General features: G+C 66.6%; 12 protein-coding genes. 5 read left to right on the top strand and 7 right to left on the bottom strand.

Going from position 1 to position 18,869, the window contains the following annotated elements; genetic code table 11:
* Positions 1-83: 83 nt before the first annotated feature.
* The 3 genes from L21SP4_RS11545 to L21SP4_RS11535 are packed head-to-tail and all read right to left on the bottom strand — an operon-like array spanning position 84 to position 7,643.
* Positions 84-1,514 carry a DUF4139 domain-containing protein gene (locus L21SP4_RS11545; RefSeq protein ID WP_052882794.1) on the bottom strand — a complete coding sequence of 477 codons (1,431 nt, stop codon included), beginning with the start codon at positions 1,512-1,514 and terminating at the stop codon, positions 84-86.
* Between the two features lie 22 nt (positions 1,515-1,536).
* Positions 1,537-4,755, bottom strand: coding sequence for a UvrD-helicase domain-containing protein (locus L21SP4_RS11540; protein WP_052882793.1), 3,219 nt, complete (start codon positions 4,753-4,755; stop codon positions 1,537-1,539).
* Positions 4,752-7,643, bottom strand: coding sequence for a PD-(D/E)XK nuclease family protein (locus tag L21SP4_RS11535; RefSeq protein ID WP_082116735.1), 2,892 nt, complete (start codon positions 7,641-7,643; stop codon positions 4,752-4,754). The genes L21SP4_RS11540 and L21SP4_RS11535 overlap by 4 nt, the downstream gene beginning before the upstream one ends.
* A gap of 142 nt (positions 7,644-7,785) precedes the next feature.
* Between L21SP4_RS11535 and L21SP4_RS11530 the strand changes: the two genes are divergently transcribed.
* The 3 genes from L21SP4_RS11530 to L21SP4_RS11520 are packed head-to-tail and all read left to right on the top strand — an operon-like array spanning position 7,786 to position 11,448.
* Positions 7,786-8,739 (top strand): ABC transporter ATP-binding protein, encoded by a 954-nt coding sequence (locus L21SP4_RS11530; protein ID WP_201774637.1) that lies wholly within the window; start codon positions 7,786-7,788, stop codon positions 8,737-8,739.
* The gene (locus L21SP4_RS11525; protein ID WP_052882790.1) at positions 8,736-10,082 is read left to right on the top strand and encodes a hypothetical protein; all 1,347 of its coding nucleotides are present in this window, start codon (positions 8,736-8,738) and stop codon (positions 10,080-10,082) included. Before L21SP4_RS11530 ends, L21SP4_RS11525 begins: the two co-directional genes overlap by 4 nt.
* A 7-nt stretch (positions 10,083-10,089) precedes the next feature.
* A complete protein-coding gene (locus L21SP4_RS11520; RefSeq protein ID WP_144413856.1) occupies positions 10,090-11,448 on the top strand; it encodes a hypothetical protein in 1,359 nt (452 codons plus the stop codon).
* Between the two features lie 360 nt (positions 11,449-11,808).
* Here L21SP4_RS11520 and L21SP4_RS11515 read toward each other — a convergent pair whose 3' ends face one another.
* A complete protein-coding gene (locus L21SP4_RS11515) occupies positions 11,809-12,867 on the bottom strand; it encodes an IS30 family transposase (protein WP_052880849.1) in 1,059 nt (352 codons plus the stop codon).
* A gap of 231 nt (positions 12,868-13,098) precedes the next feature.
* Between L21SP4_RS11515 and rpoD the strand changes: the two genes are divergently transcribed.
* Together rpoD and L21SP4_RS11505 are read left to right on the top strand one after the other, a co-directional pair.
* Complete coding sequence (gene rpoD, locus L21SP4_RS13420) at positions 13,099-15,039, top strand: RNA polymerase sigma factor RpoD (protein ID WP_052882788.1); 1,941 nt, start codon at positions 13,099-13,101, stop codon at positions 15,037-15,039.
* A 135-nt stretch (positions 15,040-15,174) separates the two neighbouring features.
* Positions 15,175-16,500, top strand: coding sequence for a hypothetical protein (locus L21SP4_RS11505; protein WP_052882787.1), 1,326 nt, complete (start codon positions 15,175-15,177; stop codon positions 16,498-16,500).
* 121 nt (positions 16,501-16,621) lie between these two features.
* Here the strand turns inward: L21SP4_RS11505 and L21SP4_RS11500 are convergent, their stop codons facing one another.
* The 3 genes from L21SP4_RS11500 to L21SP4_RS11490 are packed head-to-tail and all read right to left on the bottom strand — an operon-like array spanning position 16,622 to position 18,836.
* On the bottom strand, positions 16,622-17,149 hold the full coding sequence (locus L21SP4_RS11500; protein WP_052882786.1) for a DUF456 family protein: 528 nt from the start codon (positions 17,147-17,149) through the stop codon (positions 16,622-16,624).
* Between the two features lie 28 nt (positions 17,150-17,177).
* On the bottom strand, positions 17,178-18,140 hold the full coding sequence (locus L21SP4_RS11495; protein WP_052882785.1) for an NAD-dependent epimerase/dehydratase family protein: 963 nt from the start codon (positions 18,138-18,140) through the stop codon (positions 17,178-17,180).
* 42 nt (positions 18,141-18,182) lie between these two features.
* Positions 18,183-18,836, bottom strand: a complete 654-nt coding sequence (locus tag L21SP4_RS11490; protein ID WP_052882784.1) for a class II aldolase/adducin family protein — start codon at positions 18,834-18,836, stop codon at positions 18,183-18,185.
* Positions 18,837-18,869 lie beyond the last annotated feature (33 nt).

Genomic DNA, 18,869 nt, shown 5'->3' with positions numbered 1-18,869 from the left:
TGCTCGATCCGCGAGCCGACAGGGTACGCGCGCGGGCGAGAGGGGGTCAATGCCGAAAGACCCTCTCCCCCTGTCGCGTTCGCCTACCACGTGTACCGCACGGTGTAGGTGACGGTTTTCTCCTCGTCCGGTTTGACCGATACGTCAAAGAGCAGCAGGCGGTCTTCGGGCCGGCGATGCTCGTGCGAGGCGGAGAGGATCTCGGCGTCGGGCCAGCGGACGAGGTGTTCGCGTATCCGGATGGTGACGGGCGTCTCCTTGCGGTTGCGCAGGGTGATCACGTACGTTTCGTCCAGGCGGCGTGCGCGGCTGTCGAGATCGAATCCGGTCCGCTTGCGTTCGCCCACCAGATCGAAGGCCCGGCCGGTGTAGAGGCGCATCGTCTCGCCCTGCGGGATGTGCGGGATCGTGTTCTCGCCGACCAGCACCGGCGCGGCGTCGCCGGCGTCCCTGCGGTAGAACTGCACGCGCCCGGTGGGCAGCGGGATTCCGAGCCCGTTGCTCTCTTCATTGAGAATCTCCCGCACCACACCCACCTGTTCAGGCGCCTCGGTCCCGAAGCTCTCGTTGTTGTGCACGTAATAGCGGTGCCCCGCGCCGGGGCCTTCATAGACGTAGCGCCGTTTCGCTCCCACCGACGCGGCGCGGATCCACGGGACGCGCCTTTCGGTGTCCTCCTCCAGCGTCAGCGGCGTGTCGATCCGGTAGAGGTGGTACTCGTCGACCGACCGCTCCTCGACCTTCGGCGCGGCGGCGGCCGCCCTGGCCAGGGAAAAGCCGACCCTCTCTGTTCTCCGGCCCCGTGTTTCCCGGTCCGCGCTCCGGTGGACCTCGCCGGCCAGCAGGCGCACCTGCGCGTCCTCGAACCGGCTCCCGGTCTGATTGCGGACGAGGACCCATCCGCTGAAATCGCCGCGCTCGGAATCCTCCGCCGACTCGAACCGGTAGAGGGCCGACCAGCTCATGCCGCGGGTCAGGTAGGCGAGTTCGGCCTCGGCCGCGCCGGACTTCGCGGCGTGCAGCGTCCAGCGCATGGCGGGCCGCAGCAGCCCGTCGGAGGGCGCGGGGGGGAAGAGCGGTGTGCCCGGCAGGCCGAATCGGTAGCGGTTGTCCGTCTCGACCACCGGTTCGCCTTCCGCACCGGCACGGACGAGCCGTCCCTTAACCGTACGTACGCCCTCGGAGAAACGCTGTTCGAATTCGAGCTGTTCGCCGACGAAGTGCGGGAGCAGGTCGTTGCCGTTCCGCGCCGCCGGGCGGAAGACCATCCCGTGTACCTCGAAGCGCTCCGGCTCGAGTGGTGAGAGCAGGACGGAGCCGGTCTCGACCCCGCGGGGCAGGTCGCCCGTTAAGACATCCTCATTGAGCCCGCGGTCGAGGTGCAGCGAACGCACCTCGCGGACCGCCGCATAATCATCGCTGTACACCGTGATCGCCGTCTCCGGCGCGGCGGCCGCCGCTGTCACGCCCGCGGCCGCGAACATCCATCCCCGTGTCATGATCCATCTGTTCATCTCCGACTCCTCACCTTTGCTGTCATTCCTGTTCCGACTCCGGTCCCCCCACCCGCACGCCTTGGCCGCGGTCCGCCAGCAGCAGGGCGCGGTCGATCCGTCCCACGGGCAGCCCGGTCAGCCGCGCAAGAACTTCCGCATAGAGTTCGAGCTGGCGGCCGTACCGGGCGGCGGCCTCTTCCGGCGGAGTGGCGCCGGTCTTGATGTCCACCAGCAGGACGCGCGCAATCGCCCCTGCGCCGTCACGGCGGACCACCACGCGGTCGAAGCGTCCCGAAACCCATTCGCCGCCGTGCACGATCTCGAAGGGGTATTCCCTCCAGACCTCGGCCGTGCCGCCGGGATGAGCGAGCAGGGCGCGGGCGGAGGCGTTCTCCGCGCACCGCCGGAGCGCGGCTTCGGCCCGGCCGGCCGGACCGGACGCCTCACCCGCCCCCGCCCGCGCGGCGACCGCGGCCGGATCGAGATCATCGATCCATTCCACCGCCTCGAACATCCGGTGGACGAGCGTTCCGTACGCCGCGGCTTCGCGCCGCCCGCGGTCGAAAAGCCTCCCGGCGTCGCCCGCCGTCTCGTCTTCTGCGGAAGGCGTCCGCCTGCGCAGCCGGTGCGCGCGCCGCTCCGGGAGCGAACTATCGATGAGACGCTCGACGAATTCAGGCGACGGCGACCCGGCGTCCTCCTCAACATCGCCCCACCACTCCGGATCCCCGTCCCGGTAGAGGGCCTGCTCGTCCCCGCCGCCGTCCGCGGCTCCGAGCGCGGCACGCAGCACATCCGCAAAGACGACCGTGCTCGAACTTCGCGGCGGAGGCTCCACGGCCATGTACAGGGCGCGGGCGGCCCTGGTCATGGCCACGTAGAGCACACACAACTGCTCAAAGGCCCCCTCCCGATCGCGCCGCTGCTGCCATGCACCGACGGTCGGGTCGGCTTCGACGAAGAGACGCCTGGGAAGGTCGAGCACCCACCGGGGGCTGCGTTCGAGATCGTCGTCGCACTCCACGGCCAGCCCTCCGTCCCGATCCTTCAGCATGTCGCGGTCGTTGAGATCGGGGAGAAACACGGCGTCGAATTCCAGGCCCTTGGCGCGATGGATGGTCATGACGCGCACCGCGGAGGGGTCGGCCGCCTCGGAGGCGCGGTACGCCTCCGCGAAGCGCCGGAAATCGTGCACGCCCCCCCCGCCGCCGGCGTCGAATCGCCGGGCGGCCTCCAGCAGCTCCCCGACGCGACGGTTCGTGAACGGGTCTCGATGGCAGCGGCCCTCCTCGAGCAGCGCTCCCGCCCACTCGCGGAGTACATGCTCGAATCCGCGCGTGCTCAATCCCGCCCGTACCTCGCGCGCCGCGCCCCGGGGCGATCCGCTGCGCGTCACGCACGCAGCCGCCAGCGGGGTCATCCGGACGTGCTCGAGCGCAAAACGGTCGCCCGGGTGTTCGGCGAGCTGGAGCAGCGAGAGGAGGGCGGTGACGGCGGGGCAGTCCGTGATACGGCGTTCTCCCTCCCAGACGGCTTCTATACCTTCCGCCCGCAGGGTTTCGACGACCTCGGCACCCGCGGCGTTGCGGGTCACCAGCACCGCGCGCGTCGCCTGCGGGGGAATGTGCCGCAGACGCTGCGCGACCCAGGCCGCGCGCTTCCTCAGGCGCTCCGGCTTGGACTCGCCCGCCCGGATCTCCGTCAGTTCCACCCATCCGGCCATCGAACGGCGCGGCCCGGCGGAGCTGTGCGGCTGCCAGTGCCGCGCCCAGCGTTCACGGACGCGAGCCGGAAGCCCGGGCACACGGTCGAGCGCGCCGAACACGCCGTTCACGGCGTCCATGATGCGGGGCGAGGAGCGCCACGACTCGGAGAGTGCACGGACCTCAATCCGATCGCGGTAGTGGTCGAGCACTTCGTCGAACAGCCGTGCGTCACCCCCGCGCCAGCCGTAGATGGCCTGTTTGACATCGCCGACATAGAAAAAGGTGCGTTCGCCCTCGTCCGCCTGAAAGACCTCGTCGGCGAGGTTGGCCAGCACCTTCCACTGGTCGATGGACGTGTCCTGGAATTCGTCGAGCAGCCAGTGCCGGTATCGGCCGTCCAGCCGGTAGTCGATATAGAGGCGCCGCCCGCCGTCGTCTCCCCTCGAGCTGAGCACCGGACGTCCCTCCCGCTCCAGCGGGTCGGGACCCGAGGCCAGCAGCAGGCGCAGGTCGTCGAAACTCAGCCGTCCGTGGCGGCGGAGCGAGCGCTGGTACTCCTTCTCGTACCGCCGCAGCAGGCCGTAGTGCCCGGCGGTCACTTTCAGGCGCAGCGCGAACTGACAGCGCATCACGTGCCGGACCACGGCGGCGAGCGCGGGACAGAGGTCCTGCCCCAGCTCCTGTTTTCTGTGATTCGTGATCTCCGCCGGCCCGCCCTGTTCCAGTTCGGGGTACAGGGCGAGCAGCTTGGCGAAAAAATCCTCCGTCTTCTTCTCGAAGCCCGCGGCCGGATGGTATCCCTCCGCGGCGTCGAGAAAACGCGTCCAGGCTTCCCTCTGCTTCGCGTTCATCTTCATCCCGGCGAGCGCTTCGTTCGCCTGCGCGCACGACTCCGCGATCTCGGGATCTCCGGGACGGAACCAGTCCGATCCCTGCGGCCAGATCGCGGGTGCGTTCCCCCACAACCGGGCGTCGGGCACGTCGAGCAGTACGCGGTGGCCGGCGTCGAACGACGCCGTGAGCTGCGCGAGGACATCCTTCTCCTCCCGTCCGAAAGTGGCGTCCCGGAAGTCCTCGTAGAGCGCTTCGATCCCGCCGCCCGCGGTCTCCGCCGCGAACAGGCGGCGCAGGAGCCGCTCGCGTTCCAGCACGCTGCGCTCGTCGTCGAGAATCTCCAGCGGGGCGGTCAGCCCGAATTCAAAGGGGAACGCGCCGAGCACGCTGACGAAGAAGCTGTCGAGCGTGCCGATCCGGAGCAGGGGGACGGAACGCAGGACTGCGCGCAGGAACCCGACCAGGTCGGCGCGGCCGAGGTCCCGTTCCCCGCCGAGTTCCCGGTTCAGCCCGGCGCGTTCCCCCTCATCCGCGGCGGCGCCGGCGATGCGCTGCACGATGCGGTCGAAGATCTCCCCGGCGGCCTTGCGGGAAAAGGTCAGGGCCACGATTTCGCGCGGGTCGGCGCCGGCGGCGAGCAGGGCGATGTAGCGCAGGGTCAGCTGATAGGTCTTGCCGGCGCCGGCGGAGGCGGAGATGACGCGATGACCCGGACTCATGACGAGGCCTCCCCGCCGCCCGGCGCCGCGCAGACCTCGGAGGGATCGCGGCGCACGAAGAGCGGATCCCAGTCCTCCCCGTGGGCGGGAGGTTTCAAAGGCGTGTACTCGCCCCGCCGGATGCGGCCGGCGATCGCCTCCGCGCAGGTTCGGGCCGAGGCGGCCAGGCCGGCGTCCAGATCCTCCCAGAGCAGGACCTCCGTCTCCGAGGTGGCCTTCGGAAGCACGAAGTATCCGCACTGCACCGGGGCCTCCTGCGCATCCGTCATCAGAAGGTAGAGCGGAAGCTGGAGGTCGAGCCAGCGGTACGACCGGGGTGAGCCGCGGTCCATGACCTCCACGTGCGCGCAGGCGGGTGCGTCGCCGCGCCACCGGGCCAGGTGCACCCTGGCCGGCGGCGTCACGCGGTCGGTGGTCTTGTAGTCCAGGACCCTCAGCGCGCCCGTGGTTTCGTGGCGGTCGATCCGGTCGATGCGTCCCCGCACGGAAAACCCGCCCAGTTCCAGCTCCGCGTCCCGCTCGACCTCCGCGATCCTCCAGCCCGCCCGGCGTTCGCGCGCCTGGACGCGGGCGGCCTGCCGCAGGCGGCGGCGCAGCGATTCCCACTGGACGGCGAGCGGCGCGGGCCAGCGTCGTCCGTACCGGTCCCGCATCAGCCGCCCGGCGGCGGACTCCAGAAACGCGGCCAGTTCGGATTCGTCCGTGGAATCGCACACGGAGCGGTCGCGTCCCATCTGCTCGAGCGCGCCGTGCGCGATGGAACCGAAGGCGCGGGCGTCCATCTGCATACGCGACTCGTCAAGCGGCTCCATGTCCAGCACGCGGCGAAAGTAGAAGCAGAGCGGCGACTCAAGATAGGCGCGGAAGTCGGTCACGTACAGGCACTCCAGAGGATGCCCGGCCGGATCGGGCGGCTGAAGGTGCCAGGGCACGGAGAACGGGGCGCCGGCGTGCATCGGCGGCGGCGCGGAAAAGAGCTGCCTCGTGCGGTCCGGGAGTGCTTCGTCGGTACAGTGAAACAGGAGGCGCGAGGGCTTCAGCGGCTCGCCCGAGGCGTCGCTGCGGCTGAGGAAGAAGGAGACGTGTGCCCCTTCCCGCGACCGCAGCAGGGACTCCAGCAGGTACACGTCGCGGGCGTAGCGAAACGCGTTGTCCCGGAACCCCGCCTCCTCGCGCAACCCGTCGGGCAGGAAGGGGTCGCCGATCACGCTCGCCGGGACGGCGCCCTCGTGCATACCGGACAGCCAGAGGCGCGCAGAGGGTTCCCAGGGCAGTTCGAGCCAGCCGAGCAGGTCGAGGGCCCGGGGGTCGCGCTCTTCGTAGACCGCCTCGTCACGGAGCCGGTGGAGCAGCAGCGTCCCGGCGCCGGCCGCCTCGCGCCAGCGTGCGCCGGGCGCGGCCCGCACTTCGTCGAGGGCCTCCAGCACGGCACGCGCGGCCTCGGCGAGCAGACGATCCTCCGCGCGCGACCGCGACCAGGCACGCGTACGGTACACCTCTTCCAGCCAGCCCGCGAGCGCGTCGGGGAAGTCGCCGCCCTCGAGCCGTCCGATCAGCGACTCGGTCTCCTCCACGGCGCGGCGCAGCAGCGAGCCGTCCTCCATCGCGCCGGCGCGCTCCCGGAGCGCCTCCCGGTCGGTCACGAGATGCCGGTCGCGGCAGTCATCGAGCTGGCGGAGAAAAGCCTCGTCATCGAAGCCCTCGATCCGCGACTCCAGCCACCCCAGCGTGCGGGGATGACGCAGGAACCGCGCCACGCTCCCGCAGGAACCGTCCCGCAGCAGACTCACGAGATGGTCGAGCAGGCGGTAGAGGGCGTGATGACGCAGCGGCCGGCCGGCCGGATCGTACGCCTCGACCCCTGCCGATTCGAGTTCGGCGGACAGCATCCGGCCCACCTCGCGGTCGGGAACGCCGATCAGCGGCGGCTCCGTATCCGGCTTCCGCCGCAGCAGGGCCTCGCGCAGCTCGGTCACCTGGTCGCCCGTATCGGCGGTGGCATGCACCGAAGTCCCGTCGAAAGGCAGCGTGCGCGTCGTCCAGAAGTCCGGGTCCGGCCGCCCCCACGCATCGAAGCCGGGGGCGAGGTCCTCGGGCGCGTGGACCCAGATCTCGACGGGCACCTTTTGCGCAAAGCGCTCGAGGACGGAGATCGCGGCGGGGAGCGGGTCCGGCACGCAGAGTACACAGATGCGTTCGACCCCTTCGGGCAGCGCCGGGTCGGCGCGGAAGGCGCGACGGGAATCGCAGGGGTCCGTGAAGCCGAGACCGGCGAGTCTTTCTCGGTAGAGTTCTTCCAGCCTGAGCAGGTCGCGCCAGCGCGGACCCTCGCCCGGCCGCTCCGCGAGCATCTCCGCGAGGTGCGCGATCGAGCTGTCCTCCTCGTCCAGCTCTTCGCGCAGGCGTTGGATGCGCTCGGCCAGCGCGAGATCCGAGGCCGGATCGGCCTCGCGGTCGTTTCCGCCGCGGGGGAAAAGCGCCTGCACCCCGTTGCCGCGCGTCTCGCGCAGGAGATCGGCCCACACCGCCGCCGTCACGCTGCGCGGGGCGGTCTGCGCGCTCTCCGGGGGGCGGCAGAGACCGCCGGGCGTCGTCAGCGGCCCGGGGATGACCGCGCTGCCGCGCGCCGCCGCGCGCCGCGCCAGTTCCTCCCGCAGGCGCCGGCCCGCGTGCCGCGTCGGCACGATCAGCAGCCGGTCGCGCAGGTCGAGCGGACCGGAACCGCACCCCGCCTCCAGCCGCTCCGCACAGAACTCCAGCGCGGAGGGGAGGGGGGAGGGGTGATCGCAGAGCCTCCTGGACACCCGGCAGGTCCCGGGGTTGCGGCAGCCGCTGTGACGGCCGCAGACACGGCCTGCGGCTTCGGTCTCTCGGTGTGGTCGGCTCATATGCGTCGTAAAGTCGGTTGCGCCCTCTGCCGTTTTGCTGCGTCTCCCGGCTCATTATTACACCCCCTTTGCGAACGCGGCCACCCTCAAAAAGTTCGTTTTTAATTAGAAGGGGTGCCGGGGTGCCATTATATTGGCGGGCATGAATAGCATGCAGAGCGAGTCCGTGGTCCGCGCAGCCGGCCTTACCAGGATTTTCCGCGATTTCTGGCGGCGTCCGAAGGTCCGTGCGGTGGACGACGTATCCTTCGAGGTGCGGCGCGGCGAGGTTTTCGGTCTGCTCGGCCCCAACGGTTCGGGCAAGACGACGGCCATCAAAATGATTCTCGGGCTGCTGCACCCCACGTCGGGATCGCTGGAGGTGCTGGGCCGCCCGCCGCGCGACGTGCGCGCGAAACACGAACTCGGCTACCTGCCCGAGGAGTCGGCGCTCTACCCCTACCTGAGTGCGGAGGAAACGCTCCACTTCTACGGCAAACTGTTCGATCTCCCCCGCGAAGAACGGCGGCGGCGCGTGGACCAGCTGGTCGACATGACCGGCCTCGCGGCGGCGCGGCACCGGCCGGTGGGCGAATTCTCCAAGGGCATGACCCGGCGCGTCGGCCTCGCCCAGGCACTGATCAACGATCCCGCGCTGATCCTCCTGGACGAACCCACCTCGGGACTCGATCCGCTCGGGCGGCGGCAGGTCAAGGATATCATCCGCACCCTGGCGTCGAGGGGCAAATCGGTGCTGGTCTCTTCCCACCTCCTCGCGGAGATCGAGGACGTCTGTGACCGGATCGCCATTCTCTACGACGGCCGCATCCGCGCCTCGGGCGCGCTGGACGAACTGCTGGAGGAGCGTCAGCGCTACCTCCTCGATCTGCCCGCCATGCCGCCCGCCGAACTCGAGGCCCTCCTGGAGGACCTCGCGGGTCGCCTGGGCGAAAGGCCGGGGCTGGCGCATCCGCGCATCGACCTGGAACGGTATTTCCTCGACGTCGTGGCCCGCGCCCGGGGCGGGGGCGGGGGCGAGGGCGCGATGGCGGCGTACCTCAGCCACAGCGCGGAAGACGGGGAAGGGCCGGGCGAGGCACGACCGGATAACGCATGAACTCGATCCGACGCATCTCAGTAATCGCCGCGATGACGGTCCGCGCGGCCGTGCGCTCCCGCGTGGTGCTCACCCTCCTCGGACTCATCTTCTTCGTCATCCTCTTCCTGCCGGCCAGTATCCGCGGCGACGGCACGGTCGAGGGGTATGTCAGAATTCTCCTCTCCTATACGCTCGGCGCGGCGGCGGCCCTGCTCTCGCTGACCTCGCTCTGGGCCGGGTGCGCCGCCGTCTCCGGCGAAATCCGGGCCCGGCGCATGCACGTACTCGTCACCCGGCCGGTCCGCCGCGCGGAAATCTGGCTGGGCACCTGGCTGGGGCTGGTCGCCGTCAATGCCGTCGTGCTGGCCGCGGCGGGGGCCGTCACCTGGGGGATCCTGCGCTGGAACATGCGGCCTTCGCAGCTCGACGCGGACGAAACCGGCCGGCTGCGCCGGGAGGTGCTGGTCGCCCGCCGCGCCCTTCCCCCGCGTCCGCTGATCGATGCCCGCGAAGTCCGCGGGCTGGCGGAGCGCTGGCGCCGGGAGGACCGGATTTCCGGGGAAGCGGACCGGAGCGCCGTCCTCGAAGCGGCCCGCCGGACGCTGCGCAACCGTGCGGGAGCGGTCGGGCCCGGGGAATCGGTGCGCTGGACGTTCGATCCTCCGCGTGCCTTTCCGCCCGGCCGCCCGCTCCACCTGCGTTACGAACTGGCGGCCAGCGAACTGGGACTGGTCCGGATCCGGGGAAGCTGGCGCACGGCGGACGGGAGCTTCGAACAGCAGGTCGAAATACGCCCCCGGGTGGAGGAGACCCTGACGATCCCGGCGGCGGCCGCAGGCGGGTCCGGGCCGATCGAACTGTCCTTCTTCAACGAGCACGACCGCGAGGTCACCCTGCTCTTCCCGCACGAATCGGACCCCGAGCTGATGATCTATGAGACGACTTTCGAGGTGAACTTCCTGCGCGCACTGCTCACGGTCTTCGCCCACCTGTGCCTGATGAGCGCGGTGGGCGTGGCGGCGGGCACGCTGTTCACGATGCCCGTCGCGGTCTTCACCTCCTCCTGGCTGCTCCTGCTCCTGTTGTGCGGCGGCTTCGTCAGCGATCTCGCGCGCGCCCCCGACCTGAAAGGCATTCCGCGCGCGGCCCGACCGGCGGCGAGGGTGTATTTCAAGGTCCTCGACGCGGCGCTCAGCCCGCTGCGCGGCGGCGATCCGCTGTCCGACCTCTCTTCCGGGGTCTCGGTGACGTGGACCGAGGTCGGCGGCCGGTGGAGTTCGAAGGTCCTGCTGGGAGGCGGCGCGGTGGCGCTGATCGGGATCGGCGCGCTGCGGCGCAAGGAGATTGCCGCACTGGGGTGAGATGTGTATGAAAAGACGTGCGGTCATAGGAACCCTGGTCCTGCTGCTTGCGGCGGGCGCGGCGTGGCGTTACGCCTTCGTGCGGCATGAGCCGCTGCGTGAGCGGCGGCGCGAACTCGGGATCGGCGCCGTCTATCCCGAAGAGGGCATGCCGCCGCTCATCTCCTTCACCACGGTCGCGCTGGGCGGGTTCCGCGGACTGCTGGTCGACCTGCTCTGGATGCGCGCGGCGGAACTCCAGTCGGAAGGACGCTACTTCGAGATCGTTCAGCTCGCCGACTGGATCACGAAACTGGAGCCGGAACTGCCCGAAGTCTGGGCCTATCACGCCTGGAATATGGCCTACAACATCAGCGTGATGTTCGAATCCCCGGAAGACCGCTGGCGGTGGGTGCGGCACGGAATACAGCTTTTGCGCGACCGCGGGCTGGAATACAACCCGGGCAATCCCAAGCTCTACTTTGAACTGGCGTGGCTGTTTCAGCACAAGATCGGCGGATCCCTCGACCGAGCCGGCCCCTATTACAGGCAGGCCTGGGCGGGACTCATGGACGACCTGCTCGGCGGGGGAAGTCCGGATTTCGCCGCGCTGAGGGAGGACGATCTCGCCGGATTCCGCCTCGACCCGCAGCGGATGGCCGCGGTCGACCGGCAGTACGGGCCGCTCGACTGGCGCCGTCCCGAGGCCCACGCCATCTACTGGATTGACCGCGGGCTGGAACACGCCCGCGAGCCGGGGCGAAAACTGATGCTGCAGCGCGTGCTCTACCAGAGCCTCATTCTCGCGTACCGCAACGGCTCCCTGATCGGAGAAACGCACGAAACCCTCTTCGCCACCGCTCCGAACTTCAACCTGTTCCCGCGCGCCGATGCGGTCCTGAAAGACACGATGCGCGCCCACCCTCAAAACCGGGGCACGCGCAACGCCTACGCGAACTTCCTGCGCGAAGCGGTCGTCTACTTCCACGCGGCCGGCCGGGAACAGCGGTCCCGCGAAATCTTCGAACGGCTCGGCCGCCTGGACCCCGAAGCGACGTCGTATACCGATCCCGCCCGATTCGCCGCCCGTTATGCCGCGGAGTACCTGCTCTCGATCCATCGTGAACCGGACGGGGTCGTGGAACACCTCTTTTATCAGGCCGCCGCCTACGCCCGGCTCGGACTCGAAGACCGCGCCCGGGCGCGACGCGCGTTCGCCGGCGAAGTCCATGCCGCCCTGAAAGCCGAATACCCCGGCCTTGCCGAGGCCGGAATATTGCGCCGCAGGGCGCGCGAGCGCATGGACCGCCGCCTGCGCGAAGCAACGCCCGATCACCCCGTCCATGTCTCGACGGGAGTCTTCTTGAGTGAGAGACCTGAGACCTGAAACCTTCCTGAGTGTGAGACCTGAAACCTGAGTAAGAATTGTTTAGTTTCACTCAGGTTTCACCCTCACCTTCTTCCACTCAGGTCTCAGGTTTCAGGTTTCACACTCAATAAGGTTTCACCCTCACCTTCTTCCACTCAGGTCTCAGGTTTCAGGTTTCACACTCAATAAGGTTTCACCCTCACCTTCTTCCACTCAGGTCTCAGGTTTCACACTCAAGAAGGTTTCACCCTCACCAACAGTCTTCCACTCAGGTCTCAGGTTTCAGGTCTCACACTCAAGAAGGTTTCAGGTTTCTCACTCAAGAATTTTCACGGTAGGTTGTAAACCCAAATGCCGCATGTAGTGGTCTTGTTTCATTTATGAGATCGTTTTGAGTTCGTTCGTGAAGAGTTCGTGAGGGGTCATGAAGTCGAGGATCCGGCGCGGGTAGTTATTGATCCATAGCTCGATGTCGCGGATTTTCTGCTTGGTAAAGCGCGCGATATCCCGGCCCTTGGCCACGAACCGTCTGATCATCCTGTTGCCGTTCTCGTTCGATCCGCGTTCCCAGGATGAGTATGGGTGGGCGTAGAAGATCTGGGTTCGCTGTTGCTTCGAGAAGGAAGAGGCTTCTAAGGCTTCGAAGTCCAGGAACTCGCTGCCGTTGTCGACCGTGATGGTCTTGAAAATCTGACGGAAGCAGCGGGAGCCATGTTCACGCTCGAGCCCTCTGAGAACTTTGAGCACGCTGGCTTGGCTCTTATCAGGCAGCTTGCGAATGATCGTGATCCGATGTCTGCGTTCCACCAGGGTCAATAGGGCGGCATTGGACCCGCGCGTGGGGCCGGTCACCAGGTCCATCTCCCAGTGTCCGAACTCCTCGCGCGTCTCGGCTCCTTCGGGACGCTGGTCGATGCTTTTGCCTTTGGAAATCCGCTTCGCCAACCGCCGAGCGCCGCGTTTGCGCCGCTTGGCTCGCTTACGCTTCTCCCACAGTGACTCGTTGCTGAGCCCGAAAATGACGCCTTTATCGATGTAGTTATAGATCGTCTTGGTGCACACCACCTCCTCCAGACCGGCCTGACGCATCCGAAAGGCGACTACATCGGGCGATTCCTTATGTTCCACAATGCGGCAACGGATGAATTCGGCCAGCGCATAGTTGCGGCCCAGCCTCAGACCGGGCCCCCTTGCGGTGGCGTGGTAATCATGGAGGTCCTGGCCGCGATCGCTGCTGTAGGTCCGGTATTCCCGCCACTCCGAGTCCCGGTGGGTCACCGTCCCGCGCTTGAGCTCACGCTGGATCGTACGCGGGTGACGCTCCAAGGCGGCCGCGATGTCCCGTGGGGGGATCCCCCCACGGGACATCCGCTCAATCACCATGCGCTCCACCCTCGTCAAGTGCTTGCCCTTCCTGCTATTCTGATTCTGTTCCATGCCGTCTCCTTCCTCTGTTGTCCTGTTGTAAGACCACAAAGGATAGCGAACCACGGCATGGAACGCTCTCTCCTATACCTGCGGCATTTCACATTACACTTCTCACTCAAGAATTTTCACCCTCAACCTTCTTGACTTCCCGACGTCTGCTTTCGTAGAAGTAAGGGTTCGCCCGTATTGCGGGCCTCTATTGTATAATGGAAGAAGTGTATCCAGACTCGGGGGAACAGCATGGCCAAGAAGAAAAAGAGCTCCGCCGCAAAAAAGACCTCCAGCCGCAAAAAGACCTCGTCGAGCCGCAAAACAAAAGCCAAAAAGTCCTCCGCTCAAAAGACTTCTGCAAAGTCCTCCAAGTCGAAGACGTCGAAACCGGCGGCCAAAAAGAAGTCCTCCTCCGGAAAGAAGTCGTCTTCCGCCGGGTCGAAGACGGCGCAGGCTGCGCGGGCCGTCGCCGACGGGGAACCGGCGGTCGAGGCCGACGAGCAGGTCAAGAAGCAGCTTGCGATCGCGATCACGGACGAGGACGCCCGCCCGGAGGAATCGCAGCTCGACCGCGAGGAGCGCAATCAGCGAATCAAGGAACTGATGACCCTCGCCTCCGAGCAGGGGTTCCTGACCTTTGAGGACATCAACGAGACCCTTCCGGAGGAGCAGGTCAGCGTCGAGGATATGGAGAAGACGCTCGCCCTGTTCCAGAGCATGGACATCGAGGTCATCCGGCAGGAGGAGGTCGACGAGTACCGCGCGCGGATGGAGCGCGAGGAACGCGAGCGCCAGATGCAGCAGAGCGATATCCTCGACGATCCGGTCCGCATGTACCTCAAGCAGATGGGCCAGGTCCCCCTGCTCACCCGCGAGCAGGAGGTGGAGATCTCCAAGCGGATCGAGGCGGCCGAGATTCACACCAACGATATCTTCAACCGCTTCGGCTTCGCGACCGAGGCCTACCTCTCGGTCATCGAGCGGCTGGAAAAGGGCGAGGAACGCTTCGACCGGATCATCAGCGACAAGCACGTGGACTGCCGGGAGGATTATTTCGCCGAGCTGCCGCGTGTGCTCAACGGGATCCGGCGCAACGACGAGCTGGCCGACCAGTATTTCCGCGAGATGACGAAGTCGAAGGCGACCAAGGCGGAAAAGAAACACGCCGGCAAACTGTTCGAGAAGGCCTGCGACCGCCTGGCGTCCTACTACGAAGAGCTGCACTTCAAACAGAAGACGGTCGAGGACATCGTCCCGGCGGCGGAGCCCTGGTACGACCAGACGCTCGGGCTGAAGTCGAAGATCGAAAAGCTGCAGAATGCCCGGAGCAGCAAGTCGCGGAAGTCTGAACTGCGCGAGAAGCAGCGCGAACTGCGCGAGTTCGAGCGGAGGATCCGCATGTCCGCCGACGAGTTCATCGAACGGTACCGGGAGCTGCAGACGTGGCTGCGCAAGGGCCAGCGCGCCAAGACCGAGATGGTCGAGGCCAACCTGCGGCTGGTGATCAGCATCGCCAAAAAGTACACCAACCGCGGCCTCTCGTTCCTGGACCTCATCCAGGAAGGCAATATGGGGCTGATGAAGGCCGTCGAGAAGTTCGAGTACCAGCGCGGGTACAAGTTCAGCACGTACGCCACGTGGTGGATCCGGCAGGCGATCACCCGTTCGATCGCGGACCAGGCGCGCACGATCCGCATCCCGGTGCACATGATCGAGACGATCAACAAGCTGATGCGGGTGCAGAAGCAGCTCATCCAGGAGTACGGTCGCGAACCCACGCCGGAGGAGCTGGCCGACGAGATGGAAATGCCTATCGAACGGGTGCGCGCGATCCTCAAGATCGCCCAGCAGCCGATCTCGCTGCAGAGTCCGATCGGCGAGGGCGAAGACACCAACTTCGGCGATTTCATCGAGGACAAGTCGGCCGAGAATCCCTCGGAAATGACCGCCTACAGCCTGCTGAAGGAAAAGATCCAGGACGTGCTCTACACGCTGACGGACCGCGAACAGGAGGTGCTCAACCTCCGCTTCGGGCTGAAGGACGGCTATCCGCGCACGCTGGAGGAAGTCGGCCGCCGGTTCAACGTGACCCGCGAGCGCATCCGGCAGATCGAGGCGAAGGCGCTGCGCAAAATGCGCCATCCCACGCGCATCCGCAAACTCGAGGGCTTCATCGAAACGCGCGATTGAGGCGCGGGGGCTTCAAAAGCGGGAGTCTGAACGGAGGCGGCCTCGTGCGGTCATCGAAGTTCAGGCGGGCGGAAATGCTGGACGCGAAGACCGGTATCCGCTTGAGTGACGCCGATGCCAAGAAAGGACCCGCTTATGATCACACGGATTGCGATGATCCTGCTGGCCGCGGCGGCGCTCTGCCGCGCGGAAACCGTAACGGAAAAGAAACCGGCTTTTGACTGGGGCGGCGATATCCGTCTGCGCCAGGTCTACTTCGACAACATCCCGACCGGACTCGCGCCCGAAACGCGCGGAGGCATCAACTCCTTCCGCCGCTATCGAACCAGGCTCTGGGGGGAATATACGGCGAACGATGAGTGGTATGTCTACGGGCGTCTGTGCAATGAGTTCTACGATTACGACGACGGCGTGAACAGCTGGAGCGCCCCGGACGAGCTGATCATCGACAATCTCTTTGTCGACTACACCCCGCCCGGCGACTGGGCGTTCCGCATCGGCCGGCAGGACCTCGTCTACGGTACGGGCAAGGTCATCCTCGACGGTACGCCCAAGGACGGCTCGCGCACGATCTATTTCAATGCCGCGAAGGCCACCTATAGCGGCCTGGCCGACACCACGGTCGACTTCCTGGGCATGTACACCCACGCGGAAGATCCGCTGGCGATCCATGATCAGGACCGCGATCTCACCGGCCCCACGGGCCTGCCCTCCGACGGGCACGAAGCCGGCGCCGGCTACTATCTCAGGAACACGCGCTTCGAGCGCATGCCGTTCGAGCAGTATTACCTCTGGAAGGACGAGAACCCGGGGCGGCAGTTTCGCGCGTGGGCGGGGGATCTCGACTTCGGGCGCGACGATTTCCACACGCTCGGGTTCCGCGTGATGCCGAGGTTTTCGGAGACGCTCGTCGGCAACCTCGAGGTGGCGGGTCAGGCCGGACAGGATCATCGCGGCTACATGATCGATTCCCGCCTCGGCTACGAAGGGCGCGGGTTCGGGAAGCCGCGCGCCGGTCTCGGCTGGTACGCCCTGTCCGGCAACGATCCCGCGACCGATGAAAACGAAGGATGGGACCCCGTCTTCTCGCGTTGGCCGCAGTACAGCGAACTGTATGTCTACGGCTTTGATTTCGACGGACCGGGGCGCTGGTCCAACGTCCAGATGCCCTACGTCGATTTCTCGATCGCGCCGGCGAAGTGTTACAGCGCCTCGCTGCTACTCGGCTACCTCTGGGCGATGGAGGAAGACGGCCCGGCGGGCGCCGGAACCGGCGACGAGCGCGGCCTGCTGGCCACGTGGCTCAACCGGTTCACGCTCGGAGAGAATATCGCGCGCGAAGGCGACCGGCTCGACGGCCACCTGCTCCTGGAACTCTTCGAACCCGGCGATTACTACACCGATCCGCAGCAGGACCACACCGCCGTCTTCGCGCGACTGGAACTCAGCTACCGGTTCTGACGCTCCTCCTGCTTCAGAGGGGGGCTCGAGCCCGAACAAGCGGAAAAATGCGGGGGCCTCCACGGAGTGCACGAATAACACGGATACGGGTTTAAAACCCGGGATCGAATGATCCTTCAGTTCATCGCAATACGATCCCCGTCACCAGTACGGCCGCCATGCCCGCCGCGAGGCCGAATTTCATGAAGAGGACGCCGATGCGGGCGAGCAGGGCTCCCAGGGCGATATCCGCCGCGCGTCCGTAATGACGCAGCCGCCGGTGCTCCACCAGAAACGCCAGCGCGAAACTGAGCCCGAACATCCCGATCAGACTTCCGATCACCGGAACCGGGATCAGGATCCCGCCGAGCACGGCGCCGAGCAGCCCTCCGCCGAGTGCCGCCCATCCCGCCGCCGCCGAGCCCCCGCGTCGCCGCACCCCCCACGTACCGGCCAGAAATTCCACCACCTCCGCCGCCGCGCACAGCAGTACGAACACGCCGCAGGTGAACAGCCCCGGAAACTCCGGCCAGCGCCACCAGCAGGCGATCCCCGCGGCCAGCGCCACCAGCCAGGTGCCGGACAGCGAGAACAGCGACGTGGCCACCCCGGCCAGGCAGAGCAGACCGATAAGGGTGTAGATCAGGATTTCAGGAATCAGTTCCGGCATAGCAAAGAGCAGCGGATTCGGCGGATAATCATACCCCCCCGTGATACTCCCGGTACCACTCCACGAACCGGGGGATGCCTTCGCGGATCGGCGTGTGCGGTGAGTACCCCAGTTTCTTCTGCGCGCGCTCGACATCCGCATACGTCACGGGCACGTCACCGGGCTGCATGGGGAGCATCTCCATTTCCGGCTCCATGCCGAGCGTTTCGGAGAGCATGCCGATCATGTCCATCAGGTTCTCCGACCGGTGGTTGCCGAGATTGAAGATCTCGTACGGCTCGAGACCCTCCGTGAAGAGCGAGGCCTTGACGCCGTCGACGATGTTGTCGATGTAGGTGAAATCGCGCTTCATGTCGCCATGATTGAACACCCGGATCGGTTCGCCCGCGAGCATTGCCTTCGTGAACAGCCACATCGCCATGTCCGGCCGTCCCCACGGTCCGTACACCGTGAAGAAGCGCAGCCCCACCGTCGGCAGACCGTACAGGTGGGTGTAGGTGTGCGCCATCAGTTCGTCGGCCTTTTTAGTGGCCGCGTACAGGCTTACCGGCGTGTCCACGGGATCACGCTCGCTGAAGGGAACCTTCGTGTTACCTCCGTAGACGCTCGAGCTCGAGGCGTACACCAGCCGCGGTGTCTCCGCATGACGGCAGGCCTCCAGGATTCGCAGCGTGCCTTCGACGTTGGTTCGCTGGTAGACGAAGGGGTGCGTCAGCGAGTAGCGCACCCCCGCCTGCGCCGCCAGGTGGCAGACGCGGTCGAACCGGTGTTCGCCGAACAGGCGCTCGATCCCCCCCGCATCGCAGAGGTCACACTCGACCCCCCTATAGTGTTCGCGCTCCTCCAGCCGCGCGTGGCGGTCCCGCTTGAGCTGTACGCGGTAATAATCGTTGAAGTTGTCGAGTCCGACGACCTCATGGCCGTCGTCGAGCAGCGATTCGGCCACATGCATTCCGATAAACCCGGCCGCGCCGGTCACGAGTATCTTCATGGGGGTACTCCTCATGGAAGGCTTTTGAGTTTTCCGAGAACTTCATTCGCGGTCTTTCAGCGGGATGCGCCCCATAAGCGCATCGAGCGCGGCGAGTCTTTCGTCGTCGAGTTTCCGCGCGCCGCCGAGCAGGGCGGCGTAGAGGTTGATGCGCGCCGTATGTTCGAGCACCTCCACGCGGTTGAAGGCCTCCGTCAGGTCGCGCCCCAGCGCCAGCGCGCCGTGCTGTTCCATCAAAATGCAGGCGGCCTGTTCCGCGCAGGCGGCAACCTGCTCCGCGAGTTCGGGCGAACCCATAATCGCATACGGCGCGAAGGCCGGCCGGCCCAGGATCGCGTACGACTCCGCGATCAGCGTGGTATCCAGCTCGCGGTCGATCGCAGTGAAGACCGAGGCGTACGGCGGATGGGCGTGGACGATCGCGCCGGTCTCCGGAGCGCGGCGATAAATGGCCAGGTGCATCCCGGTTTCAATGCTCGATTTGAGTCCCCCGCCGCGCATATCGCCGTCCATGCCGAGTTCGCCGATCTGCGCCGCGTCCAGCGCGCCTTTATCGACCGCCGAGGGGGTGATGGCGATCCGGTCCGCATCGATCCGCATCGAGACGTTTCCCCCGGAAACGGTGATCAGGCCCTCTTCGTAGAGCCGCTTCGTGAAGCGCGCCACCTCCGCTTTAGCTTGTCCCGCCTCGTCCATCTTATCTATCCTCTCCTTTTCGCCATCACGGAA

It is taken from the genome of Kiritimatiella glycovorans, assembly GCF_001017655.1.
Lineage (GTDB): Bacteria > Verrucomicrobiota > Kiritimatiellia > Kiritimatiellales > Kiritimatiellaceae > Kiritimatiella > Kiritimatiella glycovorans.
This window is presented reverse-complemented; position numbering and strand designations above follow the sequence as displayed.